Here is a 12,470-nt window from a genome sequence, read left to right on the forward strand (position 1 = left end):
CTGTCAAGCTCCCTTCGCGGCCTCGAACAGCTCCGCCCGCGGATCCTCGCCCGCGGTCGCCTCGCGATACGCCTCGAGCGCGTCACGAGCCTTCCCCGACAGGTCCTTCGGCACACTCACCTCGACGGTGACCAGCAGGTCGCCGCGGGTGCCGTCCTTGCGGACAGCGCCCTTGCCCCGCGCCCGCATGGTGCGGCCGTTGGGCGTGCCGGGCGGCAGCTTGAGGGTCAGGGACGGGCCTCCGAGGGTGGGGACCCTGATCTCGCCGCCGAGGGCGGCCTCGGTGAACGTCACGGGCACGGTGACCGTCAGGTTGTCGTCCTTACGGCCGAACACCGGGTGGGTGCCGACGTGGACGACGACGTAGAGGTCGCCCGACGGGCCGCCGCGTTCGCCCGGTGCGCCCTTGCCGCGCAGGCGGATGCGCTGGCCGTCCGTCACCCCGGCCGGGATGCGGACCTGCATCGTGCGGGAGGACTTCGCCCGGCCGCTGCCCTTGCACTCCAGGCAGGGGTGCTCGGCGATCAGGCCCCGGCCCTTGCAGTCGGGGCAGGGGTCGGTCAGGGAGAACCCTCCGCCCGAGCCCCGCGCCACCTGGCCCGTACCGACACAGGTCGGGCACACGCGCGGTGTGCCGTTCTTGTCGCCGGTGCCGGAGCACGCCTTGCACGGGGACTGCGAGGACATGCGCAGCGGGACCGTCGCGCCCTCGATCGCCTCCGTGAAGGTCAGGGTGACCTCGGTGTCGATGTCCTGGCCGCGCCGGGGCTGGGTACGGGTCGTACCGGTGCCGCCGCGGTTGAACAGGCCCCCGAAGACGTCACCGATGCCGCCGCCGAAGCCGCCGGAGCTCCCGCCCTGGGCGCCGCCTCCGAAGAGGTCGCCCAGGTCGAAGTTGAAGGAGCCGCCGGCGCCCGGCCCGGGACGGAAGCCACCGCTGCCGAACAGGGCGCGCGCCTCGTCGTACTCCTTGCGCTTCTTGGGGTCGCCGAGGACGTCGTTCGCCTCGGAGATCTCCTTGAAGCGCTCCTCCGCCTTCGCGTTGCCCTTGTTGGCGTCCGGGTGGAACTCGCGGGCGAGCTTCCGGTACGCCTTCTTGATCTCCGCCTCGGTGGCGTCCTTGGGGACGCCGAGGACCTTGTAGAAGTCCTTCTCGATGAAGTCCTTGGTGCTCATCCCCGACGCCCCTCCTTCCCTTCGGTGTCTACGTCAGCCCTCCTCAGGGCCGTTGTCCTTCTCGTCGCCGGTCTCGGCGGAAGCCTCCTCGGCCTTCACGGTCTGCGCCCCGGGCTGGGGTTCGGCCACCGCCACCCGCGCGGGGCGGATGGTGCGCTCGCCGATTCGATACCCGGGCTGCAGAATCGCCACGCACGTCGTCTCCGTGACGTCGGGCGCGTACGAATGCATCAGGGCCTCGTGGATCGTCGGGTCGAAGGGCTCGCCCTCCTTGCCGAACTGCTGCAGGCCCATCTTGGCGGCGACGGTCTCCAGCGACTCGGCGACGGACTTGAAACCGCCCACCAGTTCGCCGTGTTCCCGGGCGCGGCCGATGTCGTCGAGCACGGGCAGGAGCTCGGTCAGGAGGTTCGCGATGGCGATCTCCTTGACCGCGATCCGGTCGCGCTCGACCCGGCGGCGGTAGTTCTGGTACTCGGCCTGGAGGCGCTGGAGGTCCGCGGTGCGCTCGCCGAGCGCGGTGCGCACCTGGTCCAGCTGGGCCACCAGACCCGCTGTCTGGTTCGCGTCCCCGGCCGGGGCCGCCCCCTCCCCGGAAGAGGAGGCGGCGGCCTTCGACTCGGCGTCTTCAGGGGTGGCGCCGGAGGGGACGTCGGGCTTCTCCTCGAAGCCCGGGGTCTCCTCCGTCACGCGGCACCGTCCTTGCGCTCGTCGTCCACGATCTCGGCGTCCACGACGTCGTCCTCGGCCTTCGGGGCGTCGTCGGCGCCGCCGGCGGTGGCCTGCCCGGCCTGGGCGTCGGCGTAGAGGGCCTGGCCGAGCTTCTGCGAGACGGCCGCGACCTTCTCGGTGGCGGTGCGGATCTCGGCGGTGTCCTCGCCCTTGAGCTTCTCCTTCAGCTCGGCGACGGCACCCTCGACCTCGGTCTTGATGTCGCCCGGGACCTTGTCGTCGTTGTCCTTGAGGAACTTCTCCGTCTGGTAGACGAGCTGCTCGCCCTGGTTGCGGGCCTCGGCGGCCTCGCGGCGACGGTGGTCCTCGTCCGCGTACTGCTCGGCCTCCTGGCGCATGCGGTCGACCTCGTCCTTCGGCAGCGAGGAGCCGCCGGTGACGGTCATCTTCTGCTCCTTGCCCGTGCCCAGGTCCTTCGCGGTCACGTGCATGATGCCGTTGGCGTCGATGTCGAAGGAGACCTCGATCTGCGGGACACCACGCGGCGCCGGCGGCAGACCGGTCAGCTCGAACATGCCGAGCTTCTTGTTGTACGCCGCGATCTCGCGCTCGCCCTGGTAGACCTGGATCTGCACGGACGGCTGGTTGTCCTCGGCCGTCGTGAAGATCTCGGAGCGCTTGGTCGGGATCGTGGTGTTGCGCTCGATCAGCTTGGTCATGATGCCGCCCTTGGTCTCGATACCGAGGGACAGCGGGGTCACGTCGAGGAGCAGGACGTCCTTGACCTCACCCTTGAGGACACCGGCCTGGAGCGAGGCGCCGATGGCGACGACCTCGTCCGGGTTCACACCCTTGTTGGCGTCCTTGCCGCCGGTCAGCTCCTTGACGAGCTCGGCGACGGCGGGCATACGGGTCGAACCGCCGACGAGAACGACGTGGTCGATCTCGGAGAGGTTGATGCCGGCGTCCTTGATGACGTTGTGGAACGGCGTCTTGCAGCGCTCCAGCAGGTCCGCGGTCAGCTGCTGGAACTGGGCGCGGGTGAGCTTCTCGTCCAGGTGCAGCGGGCCCTCGGCGGACGCCGTGATGTACGGCAGGTTGATCGAGGTCTCGGTGGACGAGGACAGCTCGATCTTCGCCTTCTCGGCGGCCTCGCGCAGACGCTGCAGCGCCATCTTGTCCTTGGCGAGGTCGACGCCGTGGCCGGCCTTGAACTGCTGCACCAGGTAGTCGACGACGCGCTGGTCCCAGTCGTCACCACCGAGGTGGTTGTCGCCGTTGGTGGCCTTCACCTCGACGACGCCGTCACCGATCTCCAGGAGGGACACGTCGAAGGTGCCGCCACCGAGGTCGAAGACGAGGATCGTCTGGTCGTCCTTGTCGAGGCCGTAGGCGAGCGCGGCCGCGGTGGGCTCGTTGACGATACGAAGGACGTTCAGACCGGCGATCTCGCCGGCCTCCTTCGTCGCCTGACGCTCGGAGTCGTTGAAGTACGCCGGGACGGTGATGACCGCGTCGGTCACCTTCTCGCCCAGGTAGGCCTCGGCGTCCCGCTTCAGCTTCTGCAGGATGAACGCGGAGATCTGCTGCGGGTTGAAGGGCTTCCCGTCGAGCTCGATCTTCCAGTCCGTGCCCATGTGGCGCTTGACGGAGCGGATGGTCCGGTCCACGTTCGTGACCGCCTGGCGCTTGGCGACCTCGCCGACCAGCACCTCGCCGTTCTTGGCGAAGGCGACGACGGACGGCGTGGTCCGGGCACCCTCGGCGTTGGTGATGACGGTGGGCTCGCCGCCCTCCAGAACGCTGACGACGGAGTTAGTCGTGCCCAGGTCGATGCCGACCGCACGTGCCATGGTGATCTTCCTCCAGCTGACTTGAGTGGAACGGACTCAAGTGTGCACGAGGCTCCCCGCTGGGTCAACAGACCTGAGTCATGGAGGCTCAACTCTTATCCGTTCCTTACACGCAAGAAGTCGCTGACCTGGGAAGACTCCCCGCCACCCGCCCGACGATCACCCGAATCGGGGGCCCTCACATCGGACTCGGATTGACGCCGAGGGCCGTACACCGGCGCCGGGCGGGCGCCGGGGCGGGGGCCGGAGCGAGGGTCACGGCGACCGGCACGCGCGCCCGGGGCGCCGTACCGGGAATCGGCACGCGCACCCCCACGCGCGCGCGGAGGGCCGTAACCACCGCCACGCGCGCGTGGAGGGCCGTACACCGAGACCCGCAGCAGGGCGAGTACGACGGCCAGGACCCCGCCCGCCACCCACCACACCGCCTGCGCCCCCATCCACCCGGTGTGCGCGAGCGTCCCCACGAGTACCCCGCAGAAGGCCGCCACACCGATCGCCACCGTCGCTCCCTGAGGGGTGAGCCCGAGCCGCCGCAGCCGGTGCGCGAGATGGTCGGGGCCGCCGCGCGGCAGGGGCCGTCCGGCCAGCCGTCGCGCCACGGCGACGAGCACGGCGTCGGCGACCGCGACGGCCGTCAGGGCGAACAGCACGCCCACCCCCTCCGCCGCGTCCTGCCCCGCGCGGACGGTGACGGCCGCGGCGGCGAGCAGGAAGCCGGCGAACAGTGAGCCGCAGGCGCCGAGCGCCACGCGCGCGGGAGGCCAGTTGTGCATGAGGAAACCGGTCAGCGCGGCGGCGAGGACGCTCAGCAGCACCGCGAACCCGTCCATCACCTCCACCGCGGCACACGCGGCCGCCCCGAACGCGGTGACGACCCCGACCGTGCCGGCCACCCCGTCCGCGTGGTCGAGGGACCGGAAGGCGAGCGCCACGCAGGTGATCCAGCCGACGGCGACCGTTCCCGCGACCGCGCCGGTGTCGCCGTACGGCACGACGAAGGCCGCCGCCACCGCCGTACCGAGGACGAGGAACCGCGCCCTGAGCCGCCACACGTCCGCGACGAGGCCCAGCCCGGCGACGGCGCCCCCGGCGACCAGCAGCACGCCGATGTCGCCCCCGAGGGGGGCGATGCCCCAACGGTCCCCGGCGACGGCGACGAGGCAGGTGGTGACGACCACGGCGAGGCCCCCGGACAGCGGCACCCGCCGCTGGCGCTGCCGCCGCTCGACCAGCCCGAGACGCAGGGCGGGCACACGCAGCAGCGCGGCGAGGAGGGCGGCGAGGAGAAGGGCGGTGGTGGCGGCGGCGATCCCGTAGAGCACGGATATAAATTAGTCAGAAATGTACCAATTTGGTACGAATAACACGGTCAGACTCTGAGGCGACCCTGAGCGACTCAGATCACCACGCCGCCAGCTACAGTGCGGCGCAAGATGGGGGTAGTCTCAGACGACCTCATAAGTTACCGCTTAGTAATTTCGGGAAGTCGTTTCCCGAAGTGTTTCCCGAAGACCCCTCGCAGGCCCGAGGAGCCCCCTCATGCAACTCGCCGCGATCATCGTGTCGCTGGTCCTGACCGTGGTCGGCGTCGCGCTGCTCGCACGCGCCATCGGTCAGTTCGTCCGGTACTTCAAACTGGGCCAGCCGGTTCCGGCCGGCACCCGGACCGACAACCCGTACGCGCGCAGCGTGACCCTGGTCCGGGAGTTCCTCGGCCATACGCGGATGAACCGCTGGGGCATCGTGGGCTTCGCCCACTGGTTCGTGGCGATCGGCTTCCTGACACTGCCGCCGACCATCATCACGGCGTACGGCCAGCTCTTCCAGGCCGACTGGACGCTGCCGCTCATCGGCGGCTTCCTCCCCTACGAGCTGTACATCGAGTTCATCGCCGCGATGACCACCCTCGGCATCCTCACGCTGATGGCCATCCGCCTGCTGAACCTGCCCTCGCGCCCCGGCCGCAAGTCGCGCTTCGCCGGCTCCAAGATGGGTCAGGCGTACTTCGTCGAGTACGTCATCCTCACCATCGGCCTCGCCATCTACGTCCTGCGCGGTCTCGAGGGCGCGCTGCACCACGTGGACCACTTCGAGGCGGCCTACTTCGCCTCGTACCCGCTGATCCTCGCCTTCAAGGGCCTGAGCCTCGGCACGCTGCAGAACCTGGTCTACCTGACCGCCATGATCAAGCTCGGCACGACGATGATCTGGATGATCACGGTCAGCCTGAACACCAACATGGGCGTGGCCTGGCACCGCTTCCTGGCCTTCCCGAACATCTGGTTCAAGCGCAGCGCCACCGGTGAGACCGCCCTCGGCGGGCTGCAGCCCATGACCTCCGGCGGCAAGCCGATCGACTTCACCGACCCCGGTGACGACGACGTCTTCGGCGTCTCCCAGGTCGAGCAGTTCTCCTGGAAGGGCCTGCTGGACTTCTCCACCTGCACCGAGTGCGGCCGCTGCCAGTCGCAGTGCCCCGCCTGGAACACGGGCAAGCCCCTCTCCCCCAAGCTGCTCATCATGTCCCTCCGGGACCACGCCCACGCCAAGGCGCCCTACCTGCTCGCGGGCGGCGGCAAGACCATGGAGGGCGAGGAGAAGGCGTCCGAGGAGCAGCTCAAGGACGTTCCGGCGGCGGCGCTGGCCGAGGCCGGGCGCCCGCTCATCGGCACCGCCGAGGAGAACGGCGTCATCGACCCGGACGTCCTGTGGTCCTGCACCACCTGCGGCGCCTGTGTCGAGCAGTGCCCGGTCGACATCGAGCACGTCGACCACATCGTCGACATGCGCCGCTACCAGGTGATGATCGAGTCGTCGTTCCCGTCCGAGGCGGGCACGATGCTCAAGAACCTGGAGAAGAAGGGCAACCCCTGGGGCCTGGCCAAGAAGCAGCGCCTGGAGTGGACGAAGGAAGTCGACTTCGAGATCCCGGTCGTCGGCCGGGACATCGAGGACCTCTCCGAGGTCGAGTACCTGTACTGGGTCGGCTGCGCCGGCGCCCTGGAGGACCGCGCGAAGAAGACCACCAAGGCCTTCGCGGAGCTGCTGCACATCGCGGGCGTCAAGTTCGCGATCATGGGCGGCGACGAGAAGTGCACCGGTGACTCCGCCCGCCGCCTCGGCAACGAGCCCCTGTTCCAGGAGCTCGGCATGGAGAACGTGGCCGCGCTGAACATGGCCTTCGGCGAGTCCCTCAACGAGGAGGGAGGGGTGGACGAGTCGACCAGGAAGCCGAAGTCGGCGAAGAAGATCGTCGCCACCTGCCCGCACTGCCTCAACACGATCGGCAACGAGTACCCGCAGCTCGGCGGCGACTACGAGGTCATCCACCACACCCAGCTGCTCCAGCACCTGGTGGACGAGGGCAAGCTGATCCCGGTCACCCCGGTCGAGGGCATCATCACCTACCACGACCCCTGCTACCTGGGCCGCCACAACAAGATCTACACGCCGCCGCGCGAGATCATGACCGCCGTCCCGGGCCTGCGCCAGCAGGAGATGCACCGCCACAAGGAGCGCGGCTTCTGCTGTGGCGCCGGTGGCGCGCGGATGTGGATGGAGGAGCGGATCGGCAAGCGCATCAACAACGAGCGCGTCGACGAGGCCCTGTCCCTGAACCCCGACATCGTCTCGACGGCCTGCCCCTTCTGCCTGGTGATGCTCACGGACTCCGTGAACGGCAAGAAGAACGACGGCAAGGCGAAGGAGTCCATCCAGGTCGTGGACGTCGCCCAGCTGCTCCTCGAGTCGGTCAAGACCCCGGTCTCCGACGACGAGCCCCCGGCGGGCTCGACGGACTCCGAGAGCGAGCCGGAGCCGGCACCGGTGAAGTAGCCCGCACCGCTGAAGCAGACCGCACCACGAACGCCCCCGAGCCCTTCTCCGGCACGGGGGCGTTCGCCGTCCCCACCGCCCGCAGTCACCCCAGAAGTCCCCCAACTCCCTTACAACCTTTGCCGGTTGCCACAGGTCTCCTGATCGCCGAACCATTCATCGACCGGCTGCCGCCGCACTCAGGAGAACCCGTTGCGCACGCCCAAGCTCGTCGCCCTCACCGCCACCGTGCTGGCCGCCGGCCTGACCCCCCTGGCCCTGCCGAACCCCGCCGCCGCGGCGCCCGCCAGGTACGCGGACGACTTCAACGGCGACGGCTACCGCGACCTCGTCACCGCCGCCCCCGGCGCCACGGTCGGCGGCAAGGCCCGCGCCGGTGCCGTGGTGGTCACCTACGGCTCCAGGTCCGGGATCAAGGCCTCCCGTCGCACCGTCATCACCCAGAACTCCCCCGCCGTCCCCGGTACGGCCGAGAAGGACGACTCGTTCGGCTCGGCGCTCGCCTTCGGTGATCTCGACAACGACGGGTACGCCGATCTGGTCGTCGGCGCCGAGAAGGAGGACGCCGAGGCCGGCGCCGTCGTGATCGTCTGGGGCGGCAGGAACGGCCTCTCCGGCGGCCGTGCCGTCCCCGACCCCGCACCCTCCGCCCACCAGCGCTACGGCATGTCCCTGGCCGTCGGCGACTTCACCGGGGACCACAAGGCCGACCTGGCCGTCGGCAGCACCGGCAAGGACGTGTGGATCTTCAAGGGCGGCTTCACCAGGGCCGCGGGCGCCGCGTCGCGCTCCGTCCTGAACGCCGACCTGTACCCCGGCAACGTCTACGGCGCCCAGTCCCTGGCCTCGGGCGACGTCGACGGCGACGGCACCGACGACCTGGTCGTCAGCGGGACCTACCACCCGGACGACTCGACGTTCGTGGACGGCAACCTGGTGTACCGGGGCTCCCGCTCCGGTTTCACCCTCCAGCGGGTGCTGAACAGCGGCGGCTGGCGCACGGCCGTCGTCGGCGACCTCAACCGCGACGGCTACGACGACGTCGTCACCTCCGCGGCCCCCGGCACCGTCTCCGCGAACGACGGCGGCTCGGTCCGCGCCTACCTGGGCGGCGCGAGCGGCGTACGCGCCACGCCCCAGGCGACGATCAACCAGAACAGCCCCGGCGTCCCCGACACCGCCGAGTCGAGCGACTGGTTCGGCGACTCCCTCTCCGTCGGCGACGTCAACGGCGACGGCTACGCGGACGTCGCCGTCGGCGCGCCGTTCGAGGCTCTGGGCAGCGCGGGGCAGACCGGTGCCGTCACCCTGCTGCGCGGCTCCGCCGCCGGTCTGACGGGCACGGGCGCGAAGACGTACTCCCAGAACACACCCGGCGTGCCCGGCGGCAACGAGGCCAACGACTTCTTCGGCAACGCCGTCCACCTGGCCGACCTCAACGGCGACCGCAAGGCCGACCTGACCGTCGGCGTCCGCAACGAGAACAACGGGGACGGGGCAGTGACGAGCCTGCGCGGCTCCGCCTCCGGCCTCACCACGACCGGCGCGGTGAGCTTCGGTCCGGCGGCGGCAGGGGTGTCGGCGTCGGGGTATCCGCAGCTGGGGTTCGCGTTCGGGCAGTGACGGGGCCGACCACCGACCTGGCCGGATCACCGGGCGGCTGAAGGGCCGTTGGGGGGCGTCGGCGGGACGCCAACCCCCTAAGGACGTTCCCCCTAAGGGATGTCACAGGTCGGCAGCAAAGGTGGTGCGGAGCCGTACGGCCGTCACACCGCTTCCCGGGACCAGGTACGTTCGAGAACGTGGCTGGATTCAGGATCGGACGTGGCGGCCGTGATGGCCGCGCCCCCCAAGCGCGACCGCAACACCCTCCGTACGGGCGGCAGGCGCCCCAGGGCCAACCCTCGGGGCCGTCGTACGGCTACCCGCAGCCGGCGGGGCAGCCGTACCCGCCGCAGTACCGGGGCGGCCAGCAGCCGCCGTACGGCGGTGGGAGCGGTGGCGGTCAGTGGCCGTCGCAGGGGAACGGCGGCGGCAGCGACGAGCCGGAGTACTTCGGCGGCGGCGCGCCGCACGACCCGTACGCGGCGAACAACCCCGGACACACCCAGGCGTTCTCGGTCGGCGACCACCAGCAGTACAACCAGGGTGACACCTATCACGCCGGTTCCGCGGTCCCCTCGGGTCCGATCGGGCCGCGGCTGCACTGGAAGCAGTTGCTGCGCGGCATCGTGGTCTCGCCCAGCCAGACGTTCCTCCAGATGCGGGACTACACCATGTGGGGCCCCGCCCTCGTCGTGACCTTCCTCTACGGCCTGCTCGCGGTCTTCGGCTTCGACGACACCCGTACGGACGCGATAAACGCCACGCTCTCCAACGCGATCCCGATCGTTCTGACGACGGCCGTCGCGATGGTGCTGAGCTCCTTCATCCTCGGCGTGGTCACCCACACCCTGGCCCGCCAGCTCGGCGGCGACGGCGCGTGGCAGCCCACGGTCGGCCTCTCCATGCTGATCATGTCCCTGACGGATGCACCACGCCTGGTCGTGGCGATGTTCTTCGGCGGCGACGCGTCGTTCGTGCAGCTGCTGGGCTGGGCGACCTGGGTGGCGGCCGGCGCCCTGCTGACGCTGATGGTCAGCCGCTCCCACGACCTGCCCTGGCCGAAGGCGCTGGGCGCGTCGGCGATCCAGCTGATCGCACTGCTGTCGATCGTGAAACTCGGCACGTTCTGACGCGACAGAAACCCATGAGAGGCCCTCGGCGTGCAGCCGAGGGCCTCTCGTCCGTCCGCGGGGTGTTCACGGACTTCTGGAGGCCCTCTGCCGGAACCACTCGACGACGGAGCCGACCTCCTGGCGCCGGTGCGGCGGGACCAGCGCCTTCGGCCAGTTGAACCAGGCGATCGTGGCGTGGACGGCCAGCAGGAGGAACGACCCCAGCATGACGATCGCGCCCGTCAGCACGACCGGCTCCACGCCGCTGAGGAAGAGCAGAACGCCCGCGCTGAAGACCGTCAGCCAGCCCGCGAGCGCCACGATGCCGCGCTCGTGCCCTCGGATCACCGACGGGTTCGTCGAATACCAGGTGGCGGGCAGGGCGGGAGCCCGCTCCGAGCCGGTCCAGTGCAGCCAGGCCGCGCGCACCATCCCCGCGGAGCAGCCGAGCATGAACACGATCACGAAGATCCCGAAGCCCATGCCGGGCCCCCTCCCGTCGGCGGATCGAGCGGTGGCGCGTCAGCGCCTCAGAGCGCTTCCCCGGACGGAGTGACGGCCTCCCCCGCCCTGCGCACCACGGGCAGGACACTCCACGGGAAGTTGATCCAGTCGTCGGTCCGCTTCCAGACGTACTCGCACTTCACCAGGGACTGCGACTTCTCGTAGATGACGGCGGAACGCACCTCGGCGACATGCTCCAGGCAGAAGTCGTGGACGAGTTTCAGCGTCTTGCCGGTGTCGGCGACGTCGTCCGCGATCAGCACCTTCTTGTCGGTGAAATCCACCACATTGGGAACAGGAGCCAGCATCACCGGCATTTCCAGCGTCTGCCCCACACCGGTATAGAACTCGACGTTCACAAGATGAATGTTCTTGCAGTCGAGGGCATAGGCCAGACCACCGGCGACGAAGACGCCCCCGCGGGCGATGCTGAGGACGACATCCGGTTCGTACCCGTCGTCGGCCACGGCCTGGGCGAGCTCACGGACGGCGACGCCGAACTGCTCGTAGCTGAGGTTCTCGCGCGCCCCTGCGTCGCTCATGCCGCCGCCCTCACACCTGGGTCCGATGGAAGTTGAGGAAGGACCGGGAGGCCGTGGGCCCGCGCTGCCCCTGGTACCGGGATCCGTACCGCTCGCTGCCATAGGGGTGCTCGGCCGGCGAGCTGAGCCGGAACATACACAGCTGTCCGATCTTCATACCGGGCCAGAGCTTAATGGGGAGCGTGGCGAGGTTGGACAGTTCGAGGGTGACGTGTCCGGAGAATCCGGGGTCGATGAAGCCGGCCGTGGAGTGCGTGACGAGCCCGAGCCGCCCGAGCGAGCTCTTCCCCTCCAGCCGGGAGGCAAGATCGTCGGGGAGCGTGATGACCTCGTACGTCGACGCGAGCACGAACTCCCCGGGGTGCAGGATGAACGGTTCGTCCCCCTCCGGCTCCACCAGCCGGGTCAGATCCGCCTGCTCGATGGACGGATCGATATGGGGGTACCGGTGGTTCTCGAACACCCGGAAGAAACGGTCGAGACGCACGTCGACACTCGACGGCTGCACCATGGATTCGTCGTAGGGATCGATCCGTACCCGCCCGGCGTCGATCTCGGCCCGGATGTCCTTGTCTGAGAGAAGCACGCCCCGAGGATACGCAAGACGCGCGGAGCCCCCGCAATCAGGACGACTCCGCGCGTCAGTACTGCGTGCTGCCGCTACCGCTTCTCGAGCATCACCGGTACGGCACTGCGGAGCCGGGCACACCGGGGACACCGGACGAGCCGCCCGGGGCCGAGCCGCTCGGCCTGCTGCATCGGGAACGAAGCGGTACTGAACACGTGCCCATCGGCACAACGGACGACGGTGCGCTCCATCAAGTCCTAGAGTCCCTTCCCCAAGAGCCGCGTCCGGCTGCTGCTCGCCGGACAACGAAAGCCACATTACGGGACGAACGGGAAGACCCTCCAGGCGGCACTCCGCCCCCGCCGGACACCCCCACCGTACGCCCCAACTCCCGCCCTCCGCAGCCCGATCCCACCCCCCGAAACACACACGGACCCCTCGGCTTCAGCGCCGGGGGCCCGGGATGTTGTACAGTGACGAGGCAATCGGACACCGGCCGCGACCGGCGTCTTACGCGGGTGTAGTTTAATGGTAGAACATCAGCTTCCCAAGCTGAGAGCGCGAGTTCGATTCTCGTCACCCGCTCCATGATTAAGGCCCA

At 69.6% G+C, this 12,470-nt stretch carries 10 protein-coding genes and 1 tRNA gene; 4 read left to right on the top strand and 7 right to left on the bottom strand.

What is annotated here, in order from left to right:
* Nucleotides 1-3 precede the first annotated feature (3 nt).
* The 4 genes from dnaJ to ACIBVL_RS11520 all read right to left on the bottom strand — a co-directional run bounded on the left by dnaJ (nucleotide 4) and on the right by ACIBVL_RS11520 (nucleotide 5,026).
* Complete coding sequence (dnaJ, locus tag ACIBVL_RS11505; protein WP_399095690.1) at nucleotides 4-1,176, bottom strand: molecular chaperone DnaJ; 1,173 nt, start codon at nucleotides 1,174-1,176, stop codon at nucleotides 4-6.
* A gap of 33 nt (nucleotides 1,177-1,209) precedes the next feature.
* Nucleotides 1,210-1,866, bottom strand: a complete 657-nt coding sequence (grpE, locus tag ACIBVL_RS11510) for a nucleotide exchange factor GrpE (RefSeq protein ID WP_399095693.1) — start codon at nucleotides 1,864-1,866, stop codon at nucleotides 1,210-1,212.
* Nucleotides 1,863-3,701, bottom strand: coding sequence for a molecular chaperone DnaK (dnaK, locus tag ACIBVL_RS11515; protein ID WP_399095696.1), 1,839 nt, complete (start codon nucleotides 3,699-3,701; stop codon nucleotides 1,863-1,865). Before dnaK ends, grpE begins: the two co-directional genes overlap by 4 nt.
* A gap of 95 nt (nucleotides 3,702-3,796) precedes the next feature.
* Nucleotides 3,797-5,026 carry an MraY family glycosyltransferase gene (locus ACIBVL_RS11520; RefSeq protein WP_399095699.1) on the bottom strand — a complete coding sequence of 410 codons (1,230 nt, stop codon included), beginning with the start codon at nucleotides 5,024-5,026 and terminating at the stop codon, nucleotides 3,797-3,799.
* Nucleotides 5,027-5,243: 217 nt separating this feature from the next.
* Between ACIBVL_RS11520 and ACIBVL_RS11525 the strand changes: the two genes are divergently transcribed.
* From ACIBVL_RS11525 to ACIBVL_RS11535, 3 genes are all read left to right on the top strand, one after another.
* Nucleotides 5,244-7,538: a heterodisulfide reductase-related iron-sulfur binding cluster gene (locus ACIBVL_RS11525; protein WP_399095702.1), complete on the top strand. Its 2,295-nt coding sequence runs from the start codon at nucleotides 5,244-5,246 to the stop codon at nucleotides 7,536-7,538.
* Between the two features lie 192 nt (nucleotides 7,539-7,730).
* The gene (locus ACIBVL_RS11530; protein ID WP_399095705.1) at nucleotides 7,731-9,161 is read left to right on the top strand and encodes an FG-GAP and VCBS repeat-containing protein; all 1,431 of its coding nucleotides are present in this window, start codon (nucleotides 7,731-7,733) and stop codon (nucleotides 9,159-9,161) included.
* Nucleotides 9,162-9,340: 179 nt separating this feature from the next.
* Entirely contained in the window at nucleotides 9,341-10,273 is a 933-nt protein-coding gene (locus tag ACIBVL_RS11535) for a YIP1 family protein (RefSeq protein ID WP_399095708.1), read from the top strand.
* Between the two features lie 66 nt (nucleotides 10,274-10,339).
* Here ACIBVL_RS11535 and ACIBVL_RS11540 read toward each other — a convergent pair whose 3' ends face one another.
* The 3 genes from ACIBVL_RS11540 to dcd are packed head-to-tail and all read right to left on the bottom strand — an operon-like array spanning nucleotide 10,340 to nucleotide 11,887.
* Nucleotides 10,340-10,738: a hypothetical protein gene (locus ACIBVL_RS11540; RefSeq protein WP_399095711.1), complete on the bottom strand. Its 399-nt coding sequence runs from the start codon at nucleotides 10,736-10,738 to the stop codon at nucleotides 10,340-10,342.
* A gap of 47 nt (nucleotides 10,739-10,785) precedes the next feature.
* The gene (locus ACIBVL_RS11545) at nucleotides 10,786-11,301 is read right to left on the bottom strand and encodes a phosphoribosyltransferase (RefSeq protein ID WP_399095714.1); all 516 of its coding nucleotides are present in this window, start codon (nucleotides 11,299-11,301) and stop codon (nucleotides 10,786-10,788) included.
* A gap of 10 nt (nucleotides 11,302-11,311) precedes the next feature.
* The gene (dcd, locus tag ACIBVL_RS11550; protein WP_399095717.1) at nucleotides 11,312-11,887 is read right to left on the bottom strand and encodes a dCTP deaminase; all 576 of its coding nucleotides are present in this window, start codon (nucleotides 11,885-11,887) and stop codon (nucleotides 11,312-11,314) included.
* A 496-nt stretch (nucleotides 11,888-12,383) separates the two neighbouring features.
* On the opposite strand from dcd, the gene ACIBVL_RS11555 reads away from it, so the two are divergent.
* Nucleotides 12,384-12,457: transfer RNA gene (locus ACIBVL_RS11555), tRNA-Gly, on the top strand.
* Nucleotides 12,458-12,470 lie beyond the last annotated feature (13 nt).

This window comes from Streptomyces sp. NPDC049687, from assembly GCF_044465285.1.
Lineage (GTDB): Bacteria > Actinomycetota > Actinomycetes > Streptomycetales > Streptomycetaceae > Streptomyces.